We start from the raw sequence: 23,167 nt of genomic DNA on the forward strand, positions 1-23,167 counted from the left end.
ATATATGCCTAAAATTACTTATTTAGAAAACAATGGTAACAGCCAAACAATAGAAGTGCCCAATGGGTTGACTGTTATGGAAGGCGCTGTCCAGAATGATATTCAAGGTATTGATGCAGATTGTGGAGGTGGTATGGCTTGTGCTACTTGTCACGTTTATGTAAATGATGAGTGGTTTGACAAACTCCCTAAAAAAGAAGATGGTGAAGAAGATATGTTGGATATGGCATTTGAGCCAAAAAAAAATAGCAGATTAAGCTGCCAGTTAATAGTTTCAGATGAATTAGATGGTTTAATAGTAAGCATTCCATCAAAGCAAGGTTAAATGATTAAAACAGATACATTGATAATTGGTGCTGGACCAGTTGGTTTGTTTTGTGTTCATCAACTGGGAATAATTGGGTTGACTTGTGAAGTAGTAGATAATTTAGATAAAATTGGTGGACAATGTATTGAGCTCTATCCAGACAAACCTATATATGACATCCCAGCTGTTCCAGAATGTACTGGGGAAGAATTAACTAATAATTTACTTGAGCAAATAAAAACATTTAAAACAAATTTTCATTTAAATGAAAGAGTAGAAGAAATTAAGCAAGATGAAAAAAAATGGTTAATAAAAACAAATAAAGGAACTCAATTTGAAGCTTCAAGCATAATTATTGCAGCTGGAGTAGGTTCATTTGAGCCAAGAAAATTTTCAACAAAAGAAATAGAAAAATACGAAGGTAAACAAATATTATTTTCAGTAAAAGATAAAAAAATTTTTAAAAATAAAACTGTTACTATTTTTGGTGGAGGAGATTCTGCATTAGATTGGGCAATTGAATTATCAAATACCTCAAAGGTAATATTAGTTCACCGAAGAGATGATTTTAGAGGAATGCAAGCAAGTATTGATAAAGTTAATCAATTGAAAGAAGAGGGTAAAATAGAGATTTATACTAAGTACCAATTAGATTCAGTTGAAGGTGACAATAAGATTGAAAATATTAACATTAAACATGATGATGAAAGTATAAAAAAAATTAAAACAGATTATGTTTTGGGTTTTTTTGGATTAATTATGAAATTGGGGCCTATAGTTGAGTGGGGATTAAATTTAGATAAAAAAACTATTCCTGTTAACACAGAAAATTTTGAGACTAATAAAGAAGGCATTTTTGCAATTGGAGACATCTGTTCCTATCCTGGAAAACTAAAACTAATTCTTTCAGGTTTTCATGAAGGGGCATTAGCTGCTAGAGGCTGCTTTAAGTATGCAAAACCAAATGAAAAATACAGATTTGAATTTACAACTTCTTCCAAAACAGTAAAAAGTAGACTGGGTATTAAAAAGTGATAGAGCTTTTTACGGCCGACACTCCAAACGGGAAAAAAATCACAATAATGTTAGAAGAGTTAGGCTGTGATTTTAAAGTAACTAAAATTGATTTATCTAAAAGTGAGCAATTAAAAAAAGATTTCATAAAAATAAGTCCTTTTGGAAAAATTCCAGTAATCATTGACCATGAAAATGGACAATCATTATTTGAGTCTGGGGCAATTCTTATTTATTTAGGTGAAAAATATAACAAGTTTTATGATCTAAAAGATCGTTATATTATTAATCAATGGCTAATGGCTCAGATGGGAATTATTGGACCAATGATTGGTCAACATCATCAGTTTCATCATTATAATCCTGGAAAAAGTGAATTTGGAGAAGAAAGATATTTTGAAATCGTTAAAAGAATTTATGGTGAGCTAGATGAAAGATTATCTTCATCAAAATACTTAGCTGGAAATGAATATACTATTGCTGATATTGCAACTTGGCCCTGGATAGCAAGACATGAATGGCATGATATTGGACTTAATAATTATAAAAGCCTTACAAGGTGGTATTTAGATATTTCAAAAAGAGAGGCCGTTATAAAAGGTTATGATTTATTAAAAAATGGTTCAATAATACCAAAGCCTTAATCGTCAGCGTATACTTTTTCTTCTTTTTCGTGTTTTTCTTGAGCAGCTATACATAAGTCAGCAACAGGTCTTGCCATTAACCTTTTTAAACCTATGGGCTCAGCTGTTTCTTCACAAAATCCATATGTTCCATTTTTAATTCTCAATATAGCCTGATCAATTTTAGAAATTAATTTTATTTGACGGTTAATCGCTTTCATTTCAACAGCTTTATCAGTGTATGAGCTTGCTTGGTCCACAATATCTGCCGAAATACTATTGTCATCCATTGATCCATGATAAAGGGCTTCATTATTTGCTTTGACTAACTCTTTTTTCCATTCAGTTAATTTTATTTTAAAAAAAACTAAGTGCTTTTCACACATATATTTTTCAGTTTCTTTTGGGAGATAGTTTTTTGAAATTTTAACTGGTGCTTTAGTTTTTTTATCTTCAACAATAACTTTTTTAACTTCTTTAGCGGGTTTTGTTTTTATAGAAGTAGATTTTTTAGATTTAGCAACTTTTTTTTTAGCAGTTTTTTTTGAAGTTTTGGGCATATGTATAAATTTAGTGGCCGGAGTATATTCAGCAATTAATAGGTGTCAAGCAAGCTTAATTCATATAAAATCTATATAAAATGTTACTTAATAAAAATAATATTAATAAGTTCTTTTATGTCTTTCTCACAGCACATTTATTTTTATGGACATTAATTCCTTCGTTAACAAATAACAATCTACCTCTTGATACAATTGAAGCCTTAGCATGGGGTAGTAATTTAGAATGGGGTTTTAACAAACATCCTCCAATGAGTGCTTTTTTTCCAGAAGTTTTTTTTCAAATTTTTGGATCTCAAGATTGGATATATTATTTGCTTAGTCAAATATTTGTGCTTATTTCTTTTTATTATGTATTTAAATTTTCTAAAGAATTTTTTAATAGTGATTTATTAGGTATAATTTCAGTTTTACTTATTGAAGCAATTTATTTTTATAATTTTACCACTCCTGAATTTAACGTAAATGTTTGCCAGCTCCCATTTTGGTCCTTAACAGTTTATTTTTCATGGAAAATTTATACTAGTAAAGAAATAAAATTTACTGATTGTTTTTTAGTTGGATTATTTGCAGCATTTGGTTTTTTATCTAAATATTTATTTGTTTATCTTTTAGTTTCAATTGATTTTTTATTTATATATTTAATATTTCTTAAGAAGGATAGAAAATTTGATTTTAAGTATCTTATAACTCTAGAGGTATTTTTGATTGTTTTAGTTCCTCATCTAATTTGGCTAAACAATAATGATTTTATTACTATAACTTATGGACTTGCAAGAACTGGATTGGGACAATCTAGTTTGATTAATCATATAAATTATCCATTGATTTTTTTAATAAAGCAAATTGGATTACTAATCCCATTTTTAATTTTAGTTTGGTTGCTAGTAAAAAAAATAAAATTTAGAATAGATTTTAAAGATAAAAAATTACTTTTTTTGTTAGCGATTAACATTTTACCTATCATGTTAATGTTTTTAACATCAGCTGTTACAGGCTCTAAGACTAGAACAATGTGGATGACACCGTTTTATTTATTTTTTGGAACTTTATTTGTCTATTTATTTCAAGCTCAAATCAATATTAAAAAGTTAAAACCATTTATGATTGGCTTTATCTTTTTATTTTTTTTGTCACCAGTGCTTTACGTTTATGTCTCAATATCAAAAGAAGACAAAAGAACTGATTACCCAGGGAAGGAAATTGCTATTAAAACTCAATATGCTTGGGATCAACAGTTCAATTCTAAGATAAATGTAGTTTATGGAAATGAGTGGAATGCAGGTAATTTATCATATCATCTAAAATCAAGACCTGTATGGGAGGGTTTTGTTGAAAAAGAAAAGCTTGATCAATTGAAAGATTATATGTGCTTTGATAATGTTTGTGTTGGATCAAAATAGCTATGAAAAAATATGTAATTTTAATTCCAATTTATAACGATCGAGAGAGCTTAACCAAGCTAATTGAAAATATAAATTCTGAAATACAAAGTATCAATTCTGAGATTTCAATTGTTGTTATTAACGATGCATCTTCTCAACAAATAATTGATGATTATCGAAATACTGAAAATATTAATTCAATTGAAATTATAAACATGAAAGAAAACAGAGGTCATGCAAGATGTATTGCCTCAGGATTAAAGTATATTTATGAAAAAAAAGAATTTGACTATGTAATACCTATGGATGGAGATGGTGAAGATCGACCAGAAGAGATTCAAAATTTTATAGAGCTTGCTGAACAAACAGATGGTAAATCAATAGTAGGTGAAAGAGTTAAAAGATCTGAAAGTTTATTTTTCAAATCTTGTTATCAGTTTCATAAATTCTTAACATTATCATTTACAGGTCAATCTATTAAATTTGGAAATTTTACATGTCTCTCTAAGACTACAATTGAAAAAATGCTTAAAGAAAAAGCAACCTGGAATAGTTTTTCTGGTTCATTAAAAAAAATAGAAAAAGATTTATTAACCATTCCTTCTATTAGAGGGGCTAGATATTTTGGACCATCTAAAATGAGTTTTTTTAATTTATTAAAACACTCACTTTCAATTATTAGTGTATTTAGAAAAACAGTTTTAATTCGTTCAGCTTTATTTATCGTTTTTTATATTCTTTTAATTAAAAGTAATGCATCAATTATTACTTCATTACCTTTAGTTCTATTATTAATAATGATTTATTCAATTTCCAATTTAGCTCTAAGAGAAAATATGGAAGAATTTAATAATTCTTTAAAAAATATTCATAATATTGATAAGATAAAGTGAGTAAAAAAAATTAAGCTCTAATCGTTGGTAGAGAATAAAAATCAGCTGTATCTATTTTAGAAGAATATTCTCTTTTCATATTCCACTTTTTTTGAACCCCAGCACTTGCAACACTTAAGGTAGATCTTCCGTATCGATGATTAGTGCTGTCAATAGATTTCATTAAACTGTTTATTTTTTCATCTTTTTCAGATGAAAATAGATTTGTTTTTTCATTAGCGTTAGATAATCCTGTAAGCATCACACCTGCTTTTTGGTACTGGTAACCATTTTTGAAAATTATTTCTAGAATTGTTACTGCAGCTTTAACTATTTCAATACTATTGTTTGTTGCAATTGGAAAATCAACAGTCTTTGCATTTGAGTAATATCCATAGTTTCTTTGAAAGGGACTAGTTCTAACAAATACTGTGACTGCTTTTGCAACTAACGACTCTGATCTAATTTTTTCAGATGCATTTAAACAATAGTTTGCAACTGCTTCTTTTAATTCTTGAAATCTTTCTACTCTTTTCCCAAATGATCTTGAGACAACACAACTCTTTCTTTTTGTAGTAGTTGTTTCTAAATTAATACAAGGAATACCTTTAAGTTCCATTGCAGTTCTTGAACTTAAAACATTAGAAGATTTTTTAATCCAGCTGTTAGATTTATTTTTAAGCTGCTTAGCATTATAAATTCCATTTTTATTATAAAATTTTGTAAGTTGTCTACCAACACCCCATACATCATTAATATCTATTTTTTCTAAAATAGGGTCAATATTTTCAATATTAATTAAACTAGTAACTCCTGATTGTTTTTTCTTTGCAATATGATTTGCAATTTTACTTAGAGTTTTTGTTTTAGCAATTCCAATGCTAGTTGGGATCCCTGTCCATTGTAAAACTGTGTCTCGAATTTCTTTGCCAACTTTTTCTATATCTTGGTCTGGAAAATTTGATAAATCTAAAAAAGCCTCATCAATAGAATAAACCTCTATTTTTGTATTAAATCTTTTAAGAGTTCGCATTACTCTTCTAGATAAATCACCATATAAAGAATAATTAGAAGAGAAAACTTCAACCTTATTTTTTATGATAATATCTTTTTCTTTAAAATAAGGCTCACCCATTTTAATTCCTAAAGCTTTTGCTTCATTAGATCTTGAGATGATACAACCATCATTATTAGATAAAACTACAACAGGTTTTCTTCTTATTTTAGGATTGAATAATCTTTCACAAGAAACATAAAAAGAATTACAATCAACTAATGCTATCTTTTTAGTACGTAGAATGGATGACATAAGTTACAACCCCCCAGATAAAGATGTCTTCTTCTTCATTAATTAAAATTTTATCAATAAAATCTTTAGACCCTGATGTTAAAAACTTTTTATCTCTTTCTTGAACCAAGCTTTTAACTACAAGCTCATCATGAACGTTTGCAATAACTGTTGAAAAGTTTTTTGGTTTTAAACTTTTATCAACCACCAATAAATCTCCATCATTAATTCCAACATCGACCATTGATTTACCCTGAACACGAATGATGAAAGTTGCTGGAACATTTTTTATTAAATGTATGTTCAAATCAATATCTTCTTCGATATAATCTGTTGCAGGAGAGGGAAACCCAGCACCTGCTTTATGTAAGTAATAAGGGATAGTTAGTTTCATGTTCTTATTTTGTTCTTATTTATAGACTAGTTATACAATGCACGCAATAGGTTGTATTTTGAGTCTGGAAGTGAATCAAAAGTGAATCAAAAGGTGAACATCCAAAACCACATTTTGTATGCTTGTGGATAACTTCAACCAGAGATAGTTTAAAAAATTCGAAAATGAAAAAAATTTTATTAGTTTTAACCTTTATATTAACTTTAAGTTCTCAATTGATGGCATACGAAGAAACAAACTACGAGGTAGTAAAAGAGAATAAAATTTATGAAATAAGAAAATACCCTAATCGTTTGGTCATTGAAACAAATTCTGTTCAAGGTAATGGTTTTAGAAAATTGTTTAATTATATTTCAGGAAATAATAAAGAAAATGAAGAAATAAAAATGACAGTTCCAGTTACTCAAGAAATTAAAAATGAAAATATGACGATGCAATTTTATTTGCCATCAAAATTTAATAAAGATAATGCACCAAAACCAGTCGATTCAGAAGTAAAAATTTTAACTATTGAGGGTGGATATTATGCTGTGATTGAATATTCAGGGAGATCTTCAGATAAAAACTTTTTAAAAAATAAAGATATTTTAGAAAAAGCGCTTAAGCAAGACAACTTATTGGTTCTAAGTCCACCAATAAGGGCGTCATATAACTCACCATTTACTTTACCAATACTTAAAAGAAATGAAGTAATGTATAAAGTAGATTTATAGAAATGGAGAAAAAATAATGAAAAAACTAACTTGTCATTGTGGCACTGTAGAAGCAGAAATTAATTTAGAAGGAGATTTAGCTAAAGTAATAAAATGCAATTGTTCTATTTGTAAAAGAAAAGGAGCAATTATGTCGATGGTAAAAAATGAAGATTTTAAAGTTACCAAAGGTGAAGATAAATTAACTCTTTATCAATTCCATTCAAAAATAGCTAAACATTACTTTTGTTCAGTTTGTGGAATTTATACCCATCATAATCCAAGAGCAAATCCTGCAATGACAGGATTTAATGTAGGATGTATAGATGAAATAAATACTTTTGATATGAAAGATGTTCCTGTCAATGATGGTCAAAATCATCCTTTAGATAAAAAATAATTTTTTATGTGGTCTGTTGGCGAATGTTATAGCAAGGTTAAAAAAGATTGTTTTAAATTTATTTCTTCACAAGAAACAAAAAAAGATAAATTTAAAAATAAAGACAAGATGATAAAATCTTTTCTAATCCCAATCAGTTATTGGATTTCAAAAAAAACAAAAAAAAATCCATTGATAATTGGTTTAGCAGGAGGTCAAGGATCAGGAAAAACAACCATCTCATCACTTTTAACATTAATTTTAAAAAAATATTTTAAACTAAATGTTTTTAAAATTTCAATTGATGATTTTTATAAAACAAGAAAAGATAGAAAATTATTATCTAAAACAAAACATTCTTTATTAATGACAAGAGGTGTGCCAGGAACACATGATGTTGATTTAATGCTAAATTTTTTTAAAAAAATTAAAGCTAAAAATTTTAAAAGATTACAAGTGCCAGCATTCAATAAAGCGATAGATGATCGTTATCCAAAAACTTTATGGCATATAATAAAAAAAAAGCCTGATGTTGTAATCTTTGAAGGCTGGTGTGTAGGGGCTAGAGCGCAATCAAATAACCAGCTTAAAAAACCAATAAACTCAGTTGAAAAAGTCTATGATCAGCAAACTAAATGGAGAAAGTATGTTAATGATCAGTTAAAAAATAAATACAAAGCATTATTTAGGCAATTAGATGGACTACTATATTTAAAAGCTAAAGACTTTAGTTTATTAAGAGAGTGGAGGCTAAAGCAAGAGAGAAAGCTTTGGTTGCAAACAAAAAATAAGAAAAACTTAAAGATTATGAGCAGTGGTGATGTTATAAATTTTATGCAAACTTATCAAAGAATTACTCAACAAATGTTTAAAGATGCTGTAAAAAACTCTTCAGTTATTATGTATTTAAATAATAAACATCAAATACAAAAAATAAAATTTAAAAAATAATGAAAAAAAACTTTTTAATATTTGTATTATTTATTTTCTTTAGTGGAAATGTTTTTTCTGCGCCATTATCAGAAGCGTTGTTACAAGCCTACAATGAAAATCCAGTACTGAATGCAGAGCGTGAAAACATTCAAGTTTCTTTAGAAGAAGTAAAAATATCAAAAAGTCAATTTTTGCCAAGCGTTACTTTGTCAGGCTCAAAAAGCCAAGAAAATACTGAAAAGCAAACTGATAGTTCAGGAGCAAACTCTGCGTTTACAGACGTTGATCCTAAAACACAATCTATAGATATTGAGCAAAAACTATTTCAAGGATTTGCAGGTACAGCAAGTTTAGAAAAAAGTAAAATTGGATTAACTTTGGCTCAAGCAAAACTATTAAAAACAGAGCAAGAAATTTTATATCAAGCCATAGAAGCTTATACAGGACTTATATTTGCTGAAGAAAAATTAAAGATTAACCAAGATAATGTTAATTTATTAGAGAGACAAGTTGAAACTGACCAGGCTAGATTAGAAAGAGGACAAATTACTTTATCTGATCTTTCCCAATCTGAGTCATCACTTGCAGGAGCGCAAGCTAAATTTTTACAGGCTCAAAATGAAACAGTAACTTCCAAATTAAACTATGAAAAAATAATAGGACCAATCGCTGATATAAATTCTTTAGATAAAGAATCTGATTTAAATTTTGCATTACCAGTAAGCTTAAATGAAGCAATTGAAATTTCTAAAAAAGATAACCCGAATTTAATTATTTCAAGATTAGAGTATGAACAATCAGAAAAAGATATGATTATAGCCAGATCAGATCTATCACCCTCTGCATCCTTATCTTTTAATAGTTCAAAATCAGACGATGTAAGTTCAACGATAGGTGAACGTGATAAAGAAATTTTAAAAGCAACTATTTCATGGCCAATTTTTAATGGAGGAAAAAATTATGCTTCATTAAATAAAAGTAAAAATCTTAAAAATAGGAAAAAATTATTATTAGATAATGCTCTAAAATCTAATGATACAAATGTTGCAAGTGCATGGTCAAATTTTCAAGTTTCTAAAAGCTTATTAAATTCTGTTACATCTCAAGTTAAAGCAGCTGAGATTGCAAACGAAGGAATAACAGTTGAATATGAGTCAGGACTTGGAAGATCAACTTTGGATGTGATCCAATCCAATTCAATTTTATTAAATGCCAAAATAAGCTTGGCAGATTCAGAAAGAAATTATCTACTGTCTCAATTTAAATTGTTACAGTCAGTAGGCTACTTAAATAGCAAGTATCTAAAACTCCAGTAATTAGCTGTTTTTTCACAAAAAAAATAACTATTGAAAATAAGAACAAAATGTGTACATTTAAAGCACGATTCGAATACTAATTATTTAATAAAAAAAGGCATAAAATGACTAAAAATAACCTAAAAGTAGTTAAATCTACAAAACAACAAGCAACAGACGCAAACGATAAAAATAAAGCTTTAGACGCAGCAATGAGCCAGATTATTGATAACTTTGGAAAAGGTTCAGTAATGAAGCTAGGTCAAAGAAGAGCAATGGACATAGAATCTGTATCAACTGGATCGTTGAGTTTAGATGTGGCTCTTGGTATTGGTGGCTTGCCTAAAGGAAGAATTGTAGAAATTTATGGACCAGAGTCTTCTGGTAAAACAACATTAGCATTACAGGTGGTTGCTGAAGCTCAAAAAGCAGGTGGTATATGTGCTTTTGTTGATGCAGAACATGCATTAGACCCAGTATATGCAAAAAACCTTGGTGTAAATACTGATGAATTATTAATTTCTCAACCAGATGCTGGTGAGCAAGCTTTAGAAATAGCTGATACTTTAGTTAAATCTGGATCAATTTCTGTTATTGTAATTGACTCAGTGGCTGCATTAACACCTAGGGCTGAAATTGAAGGCGAGATGGGAGATCATCACGTAGGTCTTCAATCACGATTAATGAGTCAGGCTTTAAGAAAATTGACTAGCTCAATTTCAAATACAAACACAATGATGATTTTTATAAATCAAATAAGAATGAAAATTGGAGTTATGTTTGGTAGTCCAGAGACAACATCTGGTGGTAATGCACTTAAATTTTATTCATCAGTAAGAATGGATATTAGAAGAATAGGTGCAATTAAAAATGGAGATGAAATAATTGGAAATTCAACAAGAGTTAAAGTGGTGAAAAATAAAGTAGCACCACCATTTAAAGTTGTTGAATTTGATCTAATGTATGGAAAAGGAATTAGCAAAGTTGGTGAGTTGATTGACCTTGGAGCAAAAGCTGAGATTGTTGAAAAATCAGGTGCTTGGTATGCTTATAAAGGTGAAAAAATTGGCCAAGGAAGAGAAAATGCTAAAATTTACTTAGAGCAAAATCCTCAAGTTGCAGCAGAAATTGAAATGGCAATTAGAGAAAAAGCTGGTGTAATAGCAAAAAAAATTGAAGGTAATCCATTAGATCCTGAGAAAGCTGCGAAGGATCAAATAGAAGACCCAGTTACTGAGACAAAAGAAGAAGTAACTCCGCCATCTAAAAAGAATTAGTTAAAGTCATCTTTAATTATTAAAAGGCGCTTAAATTAAGCGCCTTTTTTCCCTACTCATATCTAGACATCAAATAAAAAAGCTGTATTTTATAAATATGGCCGACAAAACATTAAATCAAATTAGAACAACTTTCTTAGATTATTTTCAAAAAAATGATCATGAGATAGTAGATTCTAGCAATTTAGTTCCAAATAACGATCCAACCTTAATGTTTGCAAACTCAGGTATGGTTCAATTTAAGAATGTATTTACTGGACTGGAAAAAAGAGATTATGTAAGAGCAACCACTTCACAAAAATGTGTAAGAGCTGGTGGAAAACATAATGATCTTGAAAATGTAGGTTACACACCAAGACACCATACTTTCTTTGAGATGTTGGGCAATTTCTCATTTGGAGATTACTTTAAAGAAGAAGCCATTAGTTATGCCTGGAATTTAATCACTAAAGAATTTGGAATTGATAAAGATCGTCTCTATGTAACCGTATATCATAGTGATGATGAAGCATTCAATTTTTGGAAGAAAATAGCAGGCTTTAGTGATGATAGAATAATTAGAATTTCTACTACAGATAATTTTTGGTCAATGGGTGATTTAGGTCCCTGTGGCCCATGCTCTGAAATATTTTATGATCATGGAGACCATCTCGTGGGTGGATTACCAGGAAGCAAAAATGAAGATGGTAATCGTTTTATAGAAATATGGAATTTAGTATTTATGCAATATGAGCAAATTTCAAAAGATAAAAGAATTGAATTACCAAAGCCATCTGTAGATACTGGAATGGGCCTTGAGAGAATAGCTGCACTTTTACAGGGAACTCATGACAATTATGAAACAGATCATTTTAAAAAATTAATACAATCAGCATCTGATACTTTAAAAGTTAAGGTAACTGATGACAATCAATCAAGCTTTAGAGTAATAGCTGATCATTTACGTGCAAGTTCATTTTTATTAGCTGAGGGAGTTTTGCCTTCTAATGAAGGAAGAGGCTATGTCTTAAGAAGAATAATGAGACGTGGCATGAGGCACTCACATTTGTTGGGATCTAAGAAACCAATCTTTTATGATATTTTTAAAACACTATTAGAGGAGATGTCTAATAATTATCCAGAACTTGAAAGAGCACAATCATTAATTAAAGAAACTCTAAAAACAGAAGAAGAAAAATTTTTAGTTTTATTGGATAAAGGAATTAAAATTCTAAATGAAGAAATATCTAAGATTGATAATATTTTGCCAGGAGATGTAGCATTTAAGCTGTATGAGACTTATGGATTTCCAATTGATTTAACAGAAGATATTTTAAAATATAAATCTTTAAAATTTGATAAAAAAAGATTTGATGAATTAATGCGAGAGGGCATAGAACTTGCAAGAAAAAATTGGAAGGGCTCAGGCGATAGTACTGTTGAAAAAATTTGGTATGGTATTAAAGAAAAAATTGGGACAACAGAATTTCTTGGTTACGAATATGACCAAGCTCAAGGCATAATCAAATGTTTACTAAAAAATCATAAAGAAGTATCGGTGCTAAATAAAGGTGATGAAGGCATTATAGTTGTAAATCAAACACCATTCTATGCTGAGTCAGGAGGTCAAGTAGCTGATACGGGAGTGATTATTAAGGATGATTTCAAATTTGAAGTAACAGATGTTCAAAAAAAAATAGGAGATCTATTTGTTCACTATGGAAAAGTTTTGAGTGGATCAATTAAACTTGACCAAGATGTTGAAATGAAAATAGACACTAATAGAAGGAATAATACTAGAGCTTATCATTCAGCAACTCATTTACTGCATGAGTCATTGAGAAGAGTATTAGGTGATCATGTCACACAAAAAGGATCACTAGTTCAATCTGATAGATTAAGGTTTGATTTTAGCCACATGAAACCTATCTCAAAAGAAGAAATAGAAAAAATTGAGCACAATGTTAATGCTGTTATAGAAAAAAAGTCTGATGTTAAAACAAGAATAATGACACCAAAAGAGGCGGTTGCTAATGGTGCTCTCGCTTTGTTTGGAGAAAAATATGGTGATGAGGTCAGAGTTTTATCAATGGGAGATGAGGGAAAAAAGTATTTTTCAACTGAGTTATGTGGAGGTACCCATGTTAAAAATACCTCTGATATTGGAAGGTTTAAAATTATTAGTCAATCCGCAGTGGCATCAGGCATAAGAAGAATTGAGGCATTAAGGGACAAGCAGCTTGATGAATACCTTAAAAATAAAGAAAAATTATCAACAGAAACTAATCAAAAAAACAATGAGATTATAAAAGATTTGTCAAAAAAAATTATCGAGCTAGGTGGTAAACCAAATATTGAAAATGAGGATACGTTATCTTTGATTAAAGACTTAAATAGACAATTAGAGCAACTTAAAGTCGGATCTATATTACAAGATAAGTCAAAAAATAAGATAACCAATTTAGTTGTAAATAAAATTAATGTTAGATTTCAAAATATTCAAGATCTACCCTTCAAAGATTTGCGTAAATTAATTGATCAAGGAAAAAGAGAAATTGGTGAAGGGCTGATTGTAATTTATGCTGTAAATGATAACAAAGTTGGACTAGCAGTTGGTGTTACAAAAACTTTAGAGAACAAATTTAATGCAGTAGAAATTGTACGTGCTGGTTCAGAGATTATTGGTGGAAAAGGTGGTGGTGGCAGAGCAGATTTTGCTCAAGCAGGCGGAACATTACCGAATAAAATTGAAGAGTCTTTTGAAAATATTAAAAATTTAATTAATTAAGCTTCTTTTAAGCCGTCCATCTAATTCATCTAAAAACTGGTTAGTAGTTAAATAATTACTAGTTGGACCAATTAAGATCGCCAAGTCTTTAGTCATCGATCCATTTTCAACACAGTCTATACAAACTTTTTCCAAGGTAGTTGAAAATTTAATTAATTCTTCATTGCCATCTAATTTTCCTCTATGTGCTAAACCTCTAGTCCAAGCAAAAATTGAAGCTATAGGATTAGTAGAAGTTTCTTTACCCTGTTGATGCATTCTATAATGTCTTGTTACAGTACCATGAGCTGCTTCAGCCTCCATAGTCTTTCCATCAGGTGCAAGAAGAACACTAGTCATTAATCCTAACGACCCATATCCTTGAGCTACAGTATCTGACTGAACATCACCATCGTAGTTTTTACAAGCCCAAATATATTTACCACTCCATTTCATTGCACATGCGACCATGTCATCAATTAATCTGTGTTCGTAAGTAATATTTAGTTTTTCAAATTCTGACTTAAATTCTTTATCAAAAATATCTTGGAAAATATCTTTAAATCTTCCATCATAAATCTTTAAAATAGTATTTTTTGTTGACAAATAAACAGGCCATTTTTTAATTATTCCATAATTAAAACAAGATCTGGCAAAGTCCTCAATAGATTTATCCAAATTGTACATTGATAAAGCTACCCCTGGTCCTGGAAAGTTAAATACTTCATGTTTTATTTCATCCTTACCATCTTCTGATGTCCATTTGATTTCCATTTTACCTTTACCAGGTACCTTAAAATCAGTTGCTCTATATTGATCTCCAAAAGCATGTCTTCCAATAATCAAAGGGTCAGTCCATGTTGGCACAAGTTTTGGAATATTTTTACAAATTATTGGTTCTCTAAAAACTGTTCCACCTAATATATTTCTTATAGTTCCATTAGGCGATCTCCACATTTTTTTTAGTTTAAATTCTTCTACTCGAGCTTCATCTGGAGTAATCGTTGCACATTTTATGCCAACATTGTAATCTTTAATTGCATTAGCTGAGTCTATAGTTATTTGATCATTTGTATCGTCTCGACTTTTCATTCCCAAGTCGTAGTACTTAATGTCTAAATCTAAATATGGTAAAATTAGTTTATTTTTAATGAACTCCCAAATGACTCTAGTCATTTCGTCACCATCTAGCTCAACAACCGGATTTTTAACGTTTATTTTAGCCATAATTGAATAATATATATTAGTAATTGTAATTTAGTGCTTTATATACATATTAATAAAATATTATCAAATAGAAGCTCATGTTAGACAAAATTTTTCCAAAAATACATTCTGAGGGGTACAAGTTTTTAGCAATAGCTATAATTGCAACCTTTTTTTTGTATCTGTTGAGTACTTTTTTAGGATTAATTGGATTGGTACTATCTATATGGGTTTATTATTTTTTTAGAGACCCTGAAAGAATTTCAATCAATGATGAAAATTACTTAACAAGCCCTGCAGATGGAGAGGTTTTAATGGTTCATGAGGTTGATGGACCAAAAGAATTAGGTTTGGAAGATAAAAAATTTACAAAGATTAGTATTTTTATGAACGTATTTGATTGTCACGTTAATAGAACACCATGTGATGGTAAAATTTCAGAAATACTTTATAAACCAGGAAAGTTTTTAAATGCATCACTTGATAAAGCAAGTGAAGATAATGAAAGAAATTATTATAAAATTACAAACTCTCACGGAGAAGAAGTAATTGTCGTGCAGATTGCAGGCTTGATCGCAAGGAGAATTGTATGTGAGTCATCTAAAGATCAACAGCTACAACAAGGTGATAGAATAGGAATGATCAGATTTGGAAGTAGAGCTGATGTCTATTTTGAAAATTATCAGCCTTTAGTTAAAGTTGGACAAAAGACAATCGCAGGTGAAACACTATTAGCTAAGAGGTAGCATATGGAGCAACCCAAAAATAATTTTAAAATTGTATCTGATAAAAAAGCAAGGATGCTTCTTCCAAATACACTTACTCTAATCAATATTTGCATTGGTCTTAGCTCTATTAAATTTGCATTAGATGAAAAATTTGAATTATCTATTATAGCTATTATTTTTGCTGCAGTTTTTGATGCACTAGATGGTAGAGTTGCAAGATTAGTAAAAGGCACTTCGTTGGTTGGAAAGGAGTTAGATTCATTAGCTGATTTAATTAGTTTTGGTGTTGCTCCAGCTTTTATAATGTATTTTTGGTCTTTAAATAATTTTGGTAAATTTGGTTGGTTACTTACAATGATCTACGTGGTTTGTGTTGCCCTTAGACTTGCGCGGTTTAATGTAACTTCAAATACTGAACCTTCATGGAAAGATAATTATTTTGAGGGTGTTCCGTCTCCAGCCGGAGGAATTTTAATTCTTATGCCATTAATATTAAGTCTAAGTGATATAAATTTAATTAATATTAATTATGATATTCTTGTACCATTATTCTTTATTGTAAATTCATTTTTATTGATTAGTAAAATACCAACTTTTGCATTTAAAAAGATATCAATACCTCGTCGAATGACAATTTTTGTATTATTTGGTGTTGTGTTATTTTTTGGTCTATTATTTATATATACATTTAAAGTCTTAGTCATATGTGGCCTGATTTATATAACCTTACTTCCATTTGGATATTTCAGTTATAAAAAAACCTATAAACAAAAGATTTTAAGTGGTGAAAACCAAGAAGTCGAAGATCTTGAAGACATACTCTAAATGAAAAAAAATGTAATTGTATCTTTGGCTGACTCAAATTACTTTGAATTACTTAATGAATTAGTTGATTCTATTAAGAGTTTTGAAAAAAGCAAAGATACAGCAATTTGTATTTTAGATGCCGGTTTATCTGAAGAGCAAAAAAATGAATTATCTAAAAAGGTTGATGAAATTAAATCAGCAGAATGGGATATTGATGTTCCAGCATTTAAAGTAAAAGGAAAAGAGTGGCTAAAGAGTCAAGTATCTCGAGCATTTTTACCAAAATATTTTCCCAGTTATGAAAAATTTCTATGGATAGATTGTGACGCGTGGGTGAATGATTGGAATTCTGTTGAATTATATTTTAAAGCTTGTGAAAATGGTAAATTAGGAATTACTCAAACATTAGGACCGGGATACAAAATAATGTCAAAAGTAAATTGGCTGTTTGGTAAAGTAGCAATAATTAAATCTCAAAATTTTAAACATGCAATAAAATCAAAAGTTGGAATTAATAAAGCTAGAAAATTAGCTTTTGCTCCTCATATAAATATTGGCGTTTTTTCATTAGAAAAAAATTCACCTGGTTGGGCTTCTTGGCAAAAAAATCTAGAACAAACATTAAAAAGTGGAAATATCTTTGGTTCAGAGGGTCTTGCTATCAATATGTCAGTTTATATAGACGATCTAGAAACTGAATTTTTACCATTAAATTGCAATTGGATTGCTAGTAATTTATTACCAAAATTTGATGAAATTAAAAATACATTCGTTGAACCTTACTTACCAAATTATAAAATAGGAATTATGCACTTAGCCGCTGGAATTTGGGACTCAGGTAAAGATATGAGGTTAGATAGAGAGGTTAAAATTAATATTAAGACTATCCAGCAAAAAATATTATCTAAAAGTCTTAGATTTGGTCATTAATTGAAAAAAAATAGAATCTCTAAAAACTGGATCAACAAACAAAAAAGAGATATTTATGTTAGACAGTCCCATGTGGATGGGTATCGAGCTAGATCTGCATATAAATTAATTGAAATAGATGAAAAATTTAAGATATTTAAAAATGGAATATCAGTAATAGACTTAGGCGCATCACCTGGTAGCTGGTCTCAGTATATAGCAAGGACGGTAAAAAGTGGAAGATTAGTTTCTATAGACTTAAAAAATATGGAAGCAATTGAAAACATAATTCAAATAAAAGGAGACTTTACTGATTTAGAATCTCAAGAAAAAATAAAAGGTTTATTCAAATCAAAAGTTGATGTTGTCGTGTCCGATATGGCTGTTAATACAACGGGCATAAAGGATATTGATGCAATTTATACAGGGGAACTTGCCATGGAAGCAATGAACTTTTCAAGAGAAATGCTAGTTAAAGAAGGACGATTTGTTTCTAAAATTTTTTTAGGATCATCATTTAACGAAATAGTCGCACTTGGTAAAAAAATATTCAAAGAGGTGAAGGTATTTAAGCCAAAATCCAGTAGAAAAGAATCTAAGGAAAGCTTTATTATTTGTAAAACTCTAAGATAGTAACTTTATTTTTAAAAGGAATCGTATATAAATTATTATGGATCCTATTAAAGAAGCACTCACCTTTGACGATGTCACAATGGCTCCGAAGTACTCAGGAGTTTTACCTTCAGAAGTTAACACAAGCACAAAATTATCAGCTAATTTAACATTAAAAATACCTTTGTTATCATCAGCAATGGATACTGTTACAGAAAGTAAAATGGCAATAGCGATAGCTAAAGCAGGAGGCATTGGTGTAATTCACAGAAATTTAAATATTAAAAAACAAATTGAAGAGATTAGAAAAGTAAAAAAACAAGGATTGTTAGTTGGAGCTGCTGTAGGAGCTGGTCCACTAGAACTTAAAAGAGCAGAGGCGATTTTAAAAGAACAAATTAATTTAATTGTAGTTGATACAGCACATGGTCACAGCAAAAAAGTAGCTGAAATTGTTAAAGCAATTAAGAAAATTAAAACTAAAAAGACAACCTTGTGTGCTGGAAATATTGCTACAGCGGACGCTGCAAAATTTTTAATAAAATTAGGTGTAGATATAGTTAAAGTTGGTATTGGACCTGGTTCAATTTGCACTACTAGATTGGTAGCTGGTATTGGTGTACCTCAATTGAGTGCAATCCTAGCAGTTAAACAAGGAATAAAAAATAATAAAACAAAAATAATTTCTGATGGTGGAATTAAATATTCTGGTGATATTGCAAAAGCATTGTCAGCAGGAGCAGATGCTGTAATGATTGGTTCATTATTTGCTGGAAGCACAGAGACACCAGGAAAACTAATAAAAAAAAATGGAAAATTATTTAAAAGTTTTAGAGGAATGGGTTCTGTGGGAGCAATGAATAAAGGTTCTGCTGATAGATATTTTCAAAAAAAACAAAAAGATACATCTAAATATGTACCAGAAGGTGTAGAGGGTTTTGTTAAATATAAAGGTGATGTTAAAAATATAATTTATAAATTAATCGGAGGATTAAAATCTTCCATGGGCTATTTGGGAGCAAAAAAAGTTTTAAATCTAAAAACTAAACCTAATTTTGTAAAAATAACAAAAGCTGGATTTTATGAAAGCATGGTTCATAATGTTGATGAAGTAAAGAGTGACAACAAATACTAATGATTAAATTTAACAAACTAGTCTTTATAATTTTTGTATTTTTAAATATTTCGAATTTATCTTTTGCAGAAGATAATTTTTTTGAAGAGGGAAAAATTAAATATGATGAAAAAAGTTATGAAGAGGCTAAGTTTTTATTTCAAAGAGGAATAGTATTCAATCCTAAAGATGAAAAATCATATTTATATCTAGCAAAAATTTTTAGTATTGAAGAAAATAAAAAAGAAGAAAAAAAGAATATAGATACAGTTTTGTTACTAGAACCTAAAAATGAAGAAGCAAATTATATGCTTATGGAAATAGAACTTAAAAGAAGCAATTATTTAAAAGTTAGAGAGTTGGCTCAAAGTTTCTCTAAAATTTGCATTGATTTATGTGGTAAAGAAAAAATTATTTTAGAGTCTTTAAAAGATTTGGAACCAAAAAATGAGTCTTAATAACAAGCTCACCAAAATTCTAATAATAGATTTTGGGTCTCAATTTACACAGCTTATCGCAAGAAGAGTAAGAGAATTTGGTGTTTTTTCAGAAATTATTAGTCATAAAAAGATAAAAATAAATCAAATTATTAATAATAACATTGGTGGAATAATTCTCTCAGGGGGTCCGCTTAATGTATATCAAAATGATAAATTTAAATTTGATAAAAAGATATTAAGCTTAAAAATACCAGTTTTAGGAATATGTTTTGGACATCAAATACTGTCCAAAGAACTAGGTGGACGTGTTAAAAAATCTAAACATAGAGAGTTTGGTCTAGCAACTATTAAAAAGGTTTCAAATAGTAAATTAACTAAGAATTTTTTTAATAAAGATAATAGTAACAATGTATGGATGAGCCATGCAGATCAAGTATCTAAGATGCCAAAAAATTTTAAAATTATTGCATCTTCAAAAAATTCAAAATTAGCAATAATTGAAAATACTAAAAATAATTATTATGGTGTACAGTTTCACCCTGAAGTAACCCATACTAATAAAGGTAAAATCTTATTACGTAATTTTGTTTTTTATATATGCAAATTTAAAAAAAATTGGTCTTCAAAAGATCAAAAATTAGAATTAATCAGAGACATAAAGAAACAAGTAGGTAATAATAAAGTAATTTGTGGTCTATCAGGTGGAGTGGACAGCAGTGTTGTTGCTCAATTATTGAGTAAAGCTATTAGAAAAAACCTTACTTGTATATTTGTTAATAATGGTCTTTTGAGAAAAAATGAGGAAACACAAGTAGTCAATACATTCAAAAAAAAATTAAAAATAAATTTAGTTTATGTTAATGCGGAAAAAGAATTTATTAATAAATTAACTAACATTTCTGATCCTGAAAAAAAAAGAAAAATCATTGGAAATTTATTTATTAAAATATTTGAAAGATATGCAAAAAAAATAAAGAATGTTAAGTTTCTAGCTCAAGGCACCCTTTATCCTGATTTAATTGAAAGTAGATCTGTTACAGGAAGCCAGACATCAAAAATTAAATCCCATCATAATGTGGGTGGTTTACCAAAAAGAATGAAATTAAAATTAGTTGAGCCATTGAAATTTCTTTTCAAAGATGAGGTAAGAAAACTTGGGTTAGAACTAAATTTATCAAAAGATATAATATCTAGACATCCATTTCCTGGACCTGGTTTAGCAATAAGAATGCCTGGTTATATAACAAGAGAAAAGATTAATATTTTAAAAGAGGCAGATTATTATTTTATTAAGGCTTTAAGAGATAATGGTTTATACGATAAAATTTGGCAAGCCTATGCTGCTCTATTACCAGTTAAAACAGTTGGTGTAATGGGTGATAACCGAACTTACGAACATATTTGTTTATTAAGAGCAATTACTTCAGAGGATGGAATGACTGCAGATTTTTTTGATTTTCCAAAAGGCTTTATGCAATCTATTTCTAATCAAATCATCAATAATATTAGAGGAATAAATAGAGTTGTTTATGATGTAACATCTAAACCACCAAGTACTATTGAATTAGAGTAATAGTTAATTATAAGATATTAAAAGATGAATAAAAAAATTATAGATTTTATTAAAAAAAAAAATAAATCTAAAATTATAAGCCTTACTGCTTATTCAAAAAATATTGCATCTATTATTGATAAACACTGCGATCTTATTTTGGTTGGAGATTCCCTTGGATCAGTCCTTTACAACTTTTCTTCTACAAAAAAAGTTACATTAGATATGATCATTGAACATTCTAAAAGTGTAAGACAAGGTGTTAAAAAAAGTTTAATGGTAGTAGACATGCCACACAACACCTACCGTACCCCTAAAGAAGCGTTGACTAATGCGAAAAAAATAATTTCTAAAACTAATTGTGATGCCGTCAAACTTGAAGGTGGTAAAAAGATTATTAAAGTAATTAAAATTTTGATTAAAAATAAAATTCCAGTTATGGGCCACCTTGGTGTTCTTCCTCAATCTGCAACAAATTTTAGATTTAAAGGAAAAAAAACATCAGAAAGAAAAATTATTTTAAGAGATTCTAAACTTTTAGAAGAAGCAGGTGTATTCTCAATGGTTTTAGAGTGTGTCGAGAGCTCTTTAGCAAAAGAAATTACGAAATCAATTAATGTGCCAACAATTGGGATAGGCGCATCAGTTAATTGTGACGGACAAGTTCTTGTTACGGATGATCTTATAGGACTGAGTAATATAAAAGTAAGATTTGTAAAAAAGTATCTAAATATTGAAAAACAAATAAATAATGCTGTCTTAAAATATAAACAAGACGTAACAAAAAAAAAGTTTCCTGCCAAAAAACACTCTTATTAGCTAGAAGTATTTTTGAAAAGTTTGATTTATTGATAACACTCCATAATCATTCAATCCACCAATGATTAATTGTAGTCCAACGATCAATATAAAAAATAAACCAACATATGCTATCCAAATATGCTTTTGAATATAGTTAGCTAAATAAGTAGCTAATGCACCAGTTAGAACCACAGATAAAACAAGACCAAAAATCATAAAACCAAAGTATCCTTTAGAAGCCCCAACTACCCCAATGACATTATCAAAACTAATTGTAATATCTGCAAATAATACCTTGTAAACACTTTGTATATAAGATGGTTCTGTAGATTTTTTAACTGGAGATTTTATCTTATTTTTCATCTCGACTAAATCTTTTCTCAAATCGTTAGCAATCCAAATTAGAAGCAACCCACCTAAAATTTTTATATAATAGAATTCAAATAAATAAGTGGCAAATAATGCAAAAATAACTTTAAAAACTAATGCGCCCACAACACCCCAGAGAATTATTTGTTTTCTATTTTTTGGAACGAAGTTAGCTGCGATTAAAGCTATAATTATAGCGTTATCTGCAGCTAGGATAATATCTATAAAGATAATTTGGAGTAGTATTATGCCTTCTTCAATCAAGATGATTGAATAATAGTAAAAATCTATAATAAATCAATATATTAAAGGCTTAATAAGACGTAGAAATTTTTAAATTAATTTTAGGACAGATCATTACGAAATAACTAAAATTAATATTTAGATTTTTTTCCCCCAGCAATTATTGATTTAAGTTCTTTATATTCTTCACAATTACATGATTTTAACACATCAAGTCTTTCTTTTGCTAAATCAATTCTGTTAGTAACAACATAAAGCTCACCCAAGTATTCATTAATTCCATTATGGTTGGGTTCTATAGAAAGTCCTTGTAAATAATATTTTTCACCTCCAGCATAATCTCCAAGCTTTCTTGTTGTAAAACCAAGATAATTGAGAGTATCAGCTTTATTTGGTTTTTCTTTATTAGATATAACCAAAAGGTCTAAAGCTTTTTCATATTTTTTGTTGGCTTTTTCGGTTTTACCTTGTTTTTCATATTTTTTTGCAGCTTTAATAATCGTAACTGCCTTATCATAATTTGATTTTACTTTGCTAGAACTATCACTACTAGACCCAGCGGCATAAGAATTTGTTGATAATAAAATTAAAATAGAAAGAGTAACAAAAATATTTTTCATA

At 29.1% G+C, this 23,167-nt stretch carries 25 protein-coding genes; 19 read left to right on the top strand and 6 right to left on the bottom strand.

Going from position 1 to position 23,167, the window contains the following annotated elements:
- Window positions 1-4 precede the first annotated feature (4 nt).
- Genes AC5SL8_RS01265 through AC5SL8_RS01275 form a run of 3 tightly spaced genes read left to right on the top strand, consistent with a single transcriptional unit; the run spans window position 5 to window position 1,965 of the window.
- Window positions 5-325 (top strand): 2Fe-2S iron-sulfur cluster-binding protein, encoded by a 321-nt coding sequence (locus AC5SL8_RS01265; RefSeq protein WP_494580221.1) that lies wholly within the window; start codon window positions 5-7, stop codon window positions 323-325.
- Window positions 326-1,342, top strand: coding sequence for an NAD(P)/FAD-dependent oxidoreductase (locus AC5SL8_RS01270; protein ID WP_494580223.1), 1,017 nt, complete (start codon window positions 326-328; stop codon window positions 1,340-1,342).
- Complete coding sequence (locus AC5SL8_RS01275) at window positions 1,339-1,965, top strand: glutathione S-transferase family protein (RefSeq protein ID WP_494580225.1); 627 nt, start codon at window positions 1,339-1,341, stop codon at window positions 1,963-1,965. The genes AC5SL8_RS01270 and AC5SL8_RS01275 overlap by 4 nt, the downstream gene beginning before the upstream one ends.
- Here AC5SL8_RS01275 and AC5SL8_RS01280 read toward each other — a convergent pair.
- The gene (locus AC5SL8_RS01280) at window positions 1,962-2,504 is read right to left on the bottom strand and encodes a TraR/DksA C4-type zinc finger protein (RefSeq protein ID WP_494580227.1); all 543 of its coding nucleotides are present in this window, start codon (window positions 2,502-2,504) and stop codon (window positions 1,962-1,964) included. The two genes, AC5SL8_RS01275 and AC5SL8_RS01280, sit on opposite strands and share 4 nt — an antisense overlap.
- An 80-nt stretch (window positions 2,505-2,584) precedes the next feature.
- On the opposite strand from AC5SL8_RS01280, the gene AC5SL8_RS01285 reads away from it, so the two are divergent.
- Window positions 2,585-3,907 (top strand): glycosyltransferase family 39 protein, encoded by a 1,323-nt coding sequence (locus AC5SL8_RS01285; protein WP_494580229.1) that lies wholly within the window; start codon window positions 2,585-2,587, stop codon window positions 3,905-3,907.
- Between the two features lie 2 nt (window positions 3,908-3,909).
- Window positions 3,910-4,782 (top strand): glycosyltransferase, encoded by an 873-nt coding sequence (locus AC5SL8_RS01290; RefSeq protein WP_494580231.1) that lies wholly within the window; start codon window positions 3,910-3,912, stop codon window positions 4,780-4,782.
- Window positions 4,783-4,792: 10 nt separating this feature from the next.
- On the opposite strand, the gene AC5SL8_RS01295 is transcribed toward AC5SL8_RS01290, so the two are convergent.
- Together AC5SL8_RS01295 and AC5SL8_RS01300 are read right to left on the bottom strand one after the other, a co-directional pair.
- Window positions 4,793-6,070, bottom strand: a complete 1,278-nt coding sequence (locus tag AC5SL8_RS01295; RefSeq protein ID WP_494580233.1) for a Y-family DNA polymerase — start codon at window positions 6,068-6,070, stop codon at window positions 4,793-4,795.
- Complete coding sequence (locus tag AC5SL8_RS01300; protein ID WP_494580235.1) at window positions 6,048-6,443, bottom strand: LexA family protein; 396 nt, start codon at window positions 6,441-6,443, stop codon at window positions 6,048-6,050. The genes AC5SL8_RS01295 and AC5SL8_RS01300 overlap by 23 nt, the downstream gene beginning before the upstream one ends.
- A gap of 164 nt (window positions 6,444-6,607) precedes the next feature.
- Here AC5SL8_RS01300 and AC5SL8_RS01305 point away from each other — a divergent pair, with 164 nt between their 5' ends.
- The 6 genes from AC5SL8_RS01305 to alaS all read left to right on the top strand — a co-directional run bounded on the left by AC5SL8_RS01305 (window position 6,608) and on the right by alaS (window position 13,786).
- On the top strand, window positions 6,608-7,156 hold the full coding sequence (locus tag AC5SL8_RS01305; protein WP_494580237.1) for an SOUL family heme-binding protein: 549 nt from the start codon (window positions 6,608-6,610) through the stop codon (window positions 7,154-7,156).
- A gap of 16 nt (window positions 7,157-7,172) precedes the next feature.
- On the top strand, window positions 7,173-7,535 hold the full coding sequence (locus AC5SL8_RS01310; protein WP_494580239.1) for a GFA family protein: 363 nt from the start codon (window positions 7,173-7,175) through the stop codon (window positions 7,533-7,535).
- A 6-nt stretch (window positions 7,536-7,541) separates the two neighbouring features.
- Window positions 7,542-8,465, top strand: a complete 924-nt coding sequence (locus AC5SL8_RS01315; protein WP_494580241.1) for a uridine kinase — start codon at window positions 7,542-7,544, stop codon at window positions 8,463-8,465.
- Window positions 8,465-9,763, top strand: a complete 1,299-nt coding sequence (locus AC5SL8_RS01320) for a TolC family outer membrane protein (RefSeq protein ID WP_494580243.1) — start codon at window positions 8,465-8,467, stop codon at window positions 9,761-9,763. Before AC5SL8_RS01315 ends, AC5SL8_RS01320 begins: the two co-directional genes overlap by 1 nt.
- 104 nt (window positions 9,764-9,867) lie before the next feature.
- Window positions 9,868-11,019, top strand: coding sequence for a recombinase RecA (recA, locus tag AC5SL8_RS01325; RefSeq protein ID WP_494573390.1), 1,152 nt, complete (start codon window positions 9,868-9,870; stop codon window positions 11,017-11,019).
- 97 nt (window positions 11,020-11,116) lie between these two features.
- A complete protein-coding gene (alaS, locus tag AC5SL8_RS01330; protein WP_494580245.1) occupies window positions 11,117-13,786 on the top strand; it encodes an alanine--tRNA ligase in 2,670 nt (889 codons plus the stop codon).
- On the opposite strand, the gene AC5SL8_RS01335 is transcribed toward alaS, so the two are convergent.
- Window positions 13,775-14,992, bottom strand: coding sequence for an NADP-dependent isocitrate dehydrogenase (locus AC5SL8_RS01335; protein WP_494580247.1), 1,218 nt, complete (start codon window positions 14,990-14,992; stop codon window positions 13,775-13,777). The genes alaS and AC5SL8_RS01335 overlap by 12 nt on opposite strands.
- 77 nt (window positions 14,993-15,069) lie before the next feature.
- Between AC5SL8_RS01335 and AC5SL8_RS01340 the strand changes: the two genes are divergently transcribed.
- The 8 genes from AC5SL8_RS01340 to panB are packed head-to-tail and all read left to right on the top strand — an operon-like array spanning window position 15,070 to window position 21,952.
- Window positions 15,070-15,717, top strand: coding sequence for a phosphatidylserine decarboxylase (locus tag AC5SL8_RS01340; RefSeq protein ID WP_494580249.1), 648 nt, complete (start codon window positions 15,070-15,072; stop codon window positions 15,715-15,717).
- Window positions 15,718-15,720: 3 nt separating this feature from the next.
- A complete protein-coding gene (gene pssA, locus AC5SL8_RS01345; RefSeq protein WP_494573394.1) occupies window positions 15,721-16,524 on the top strand; it encodes a CDP-diacylglycerol--serine O-phosphatidyltransferase in 804 nt (267 codons plus the stop codon).
- Complete coding sequence (locus AC5SL8_RS01350; protein ID WP_494573395.1) at window positions 16,525-17,436, top strand: glycosyltransferase; 912 nt, start codon at window positions 16,525-16,527, stop codon at window positions 17,434-17,436.
- Entirely contained in the window at window positions 17,437-18,048 is a 612-nt protein-coding gene (locus tag AC5SL8_RS01355; protein ID WP_494580251.1) for an RlmE family RNA methyltransferase, read from the top strand. It begins immediately after the preceding gene.
- Window positions 18,049-18,085: 37 nt separating this feature from the next.
- The gene (guaB, locus tag AC5SL8_RS01360; RefSeq protein ID WP_494580253.1) at window positions 18,086-19,162 is read left to right on the top strand and encodes an IMP dehydrogenase; all 1,077 of its coding nucleotides are present in this window, start codon (window positions 18,086-18,088) and stop codon (window positions 19,160-19,162) included.
- Window positions 19,162-19,599 (top strand): hypothetical protein, encoded by a 438-nt coding sequence (locus AC5SL8_RS01365; RefSeq protein WP_494580255.1) that lies wholly within the window; start codon window positions 19,162-19,164, stop codon window positions 19,597-19,599. Before guaB ends, AC5SL8_RS01365 begins: the two co-directional genes overlap by 1 nt.
- The gene (guaA, locus tag AC5SL8_RS01370) at window positions 19,589-21,154 is read left to right on the top strand and encodes a glutamine-hydrolyzing GMP synthase (RefSeq protein ID WP_494580257.1); all 1,566 of its coding nucleotides are present in this window, start codon (window positions 19,589-19,591) and stop codon (window positions 21,152-21,154) included. The genes AC5SL8_RS01365 and guaA overlap by 11 nt, the downstream gene beginning before the upstream one ends.
- Window positions 21,155-21,178: 24 nt before the next feature.
- Window positions 21,179-21,952 (top strand): 3-methyl-2-oxobutanoate hydroxymethyltransferase, encoded by a 774-nt coding sequence (gene panB / locus AC5SL8_RS01375; RefSeq protein ID WP_494580259.1) that lies wholly within the window; start codon window positions 21,179-21,181, stop codon window positions 21,950-21,952.
- Here panB and AC5SL8_RS01380 read toward each other — a convergent pair whose 3' ends face one another.
- Both AC5SL8_RS01380 and AC5SL8_RS01385 read right to left on the bottom strand, forming a co-directional pair.
- The gene (locus tag AC5SL8_RS01380) at window positions 21,953-22,567 is read right to left on the bottom strand and encodes a YjbE family putative metal transport protein (protein WP_271516633.1); all 615 of its coding nucleotides are present in this window, start codon (window positions 22,565-22,567) and stop codon (window positions 21,953-21,955) included.
- A 110-nt stretch (window positions 22,568-22,677) separates the two neighbouring features.
- Window positions 22,678-23,166 (bottom strand): tetratricopeptide repeat protein, encoded by a 489-nt coding sequence (locus AC5SL8_RS01385; RefSeq protein WP_494580261.1) that lies wholly within the window; start codon window positions 23,164-23,166, stop codon window positions 22,678-22,680.
- Between the last annotated feature and the right edge of the window lies 1 nt (window position 23,167).

The organism is Candidatus Pelagibacter sp. PS_41, assembly GCF_059417725.1.

What these genes read in the sequence shown, in the direction of transcription:
- AC5SL8_RS01265 (WP_494580221.1), top strand. Translation starts at nt 5, where the DNA reads ATGCCTAAAATTACTTATTTAGAAAACAATGGTAACAGCCAAACAATA.
- AC5SL8_RS01270 (WP_494580223.1), top strand. Translation starts at nt 326, where the DNA reads ATGATTAAAACAGATACATTGATAATTGGTGCTGGACCAGTTGGTTTG.
- AC5SL8_RS01280 (WP_494580227.1), bottom strand. Translation starts at nt 2,504, where the DNA reads ATGCCCAAAACTTCAAAAAAAACTGCTAAAAAAAAAGTTGCTAAATCT.
- AC5SL8_RS01285 (WP_494580229.1), top strand. Translation starts at nt 2,585, where the DNA reads ATGTTACTTAATAAAAATAATATTAATAAGTTCTTTTATGTCTTTCTC.
- AC5SL8_RS01290 (WP_494580231.1), top strand. Translation starts at nt 3,910, where the DNA reads ATGAAAAAATATGTAATTTTAATTCCAATTTATAACGATCGAGAGAGC.
- AC5SL8_RS01295 (WP_494580233.1), bottom strand. Translation starts at nt 6,070, where the DNA reads ATGTCATCCATTCTACGTACTAAAAAGATAGCATTAGTTGATTGTAAT.
- AC5SL8_RS01300 (WP_494580235.1), bottom strand. Translation starts at nt 6,443, where the DNA reads ATGAAACTAACTATCCCTTATTACTTACATAAAGCAGGTGCTGGGTTT.
- AC5SL8_RS01305 (WP_494580237.1), top strand. Translation starts at nt 6,608, where the DNA reads ATGAAAAAAATTTTATTAGTTTTAACCTTTATATTAACTTTAAGTTCT.
- AC5SL8_RS01310 (WP_494580239.1), top strand. Translation starts at nt 7,173, where the DNA reads ATGAAAAAACTAACTTGTCATTGTGGCACTGTAGAAGCAGAAATTAAT.
- AC5SL8_RS01315 (WP_494580241.1), top strand. Translation starts at nt 7,542, where the DNA reads ATGTGGTCTGTTGGCGAATGTTATAGCAAGGTTAAAAAAGATTGTTTT.
- AC5SL8_RS01320 (WP_494580243.1), top strand. Translation starts at nt 8,465, where the DNA reads ATGAAAAAAAACTTTTTAATATTTGTATTATTTATTTTCTTTAGTGGA.
- recA (WP_494573390.1), top strand. Translation starts at nt 9,868, where the DNA reads ATGACTAAAAATAACCTAAAAGTAGTTAAATCTACAAAACAACAAGCA.
- alaS (WP_494580245.1), top strand. Translation starts at nt 11,117, where the DNA reads ATGGCCGACAAAACATTAAATCAAATTAGAACAACTTTCTTAGATTAT.
- AC5SL8_RS01335 (WP_494580247.1), bottom strand. Translation starts at nt 14,992, where the DNA reads ATGGCTAAAATAAACGTTAAAAATCCGGTTGTTGAGCTAGATGGTGAC.
- AC5SL8_RS01340 (WP_494580249.1), top strand. Translation starts at nt 15,070, where the DNA reads ATGTTAGACAAAATTTTTCCAAAAATACATTCTGAGGGGTACAAGTTT.
- pssA (WP_494573394.1), top strand. Translation starts at nt 15,721, where the DNA reads ATGGAGCAACCCAAAAATAATTTTAAAATTGTATCTGATAAAAAAGCA.
- AC5SL8_RS01350 (WP_494573395.1), top strand. Translation starts at nt 16,525, where the DNA reads ATGAAAAAAAATGTAATTGTATCTTTGGCTGACTCAAATTACTTTGAA.
- guaB (WP_494580253.1), top strand. Translation starts at nt 18,086, where the DNA reads ATGGATCCTATTAAAGAAGCACTCACCTTTGACGATGTCACAATGGCT.
- AC5SL8_RS01365 (WP_494580255.1), top strand. Translation starts at nt 19,162, where the DNA reads ATGATTAAATTTAACAAACTAGTCTTTATAATTTTTGTATTTTTAAAT.
- guaA (WP_494580257.1), top strand. Translation starts at nt 19,589, where the DNA reads ATGAGTCTTAATAACAAGCTCACCAAAATTCTAATAATAGATTTTGGG.
- panB (WP_494580259.1), top strand. Translation starts at nt 21,179, where the DNA reads ATGAATAAAAAAATTATAGATTTTATTAAAAAAAAAAATAAATCTAAA.
- AC5SL8_RS01385 (WP_494580261.1), bottom strand. Translation starts at nt 23,166, where the DNA reads ATGAAAAATATTTTTGTTACTCTTTCTATTTTAATTTTATTATCAACA.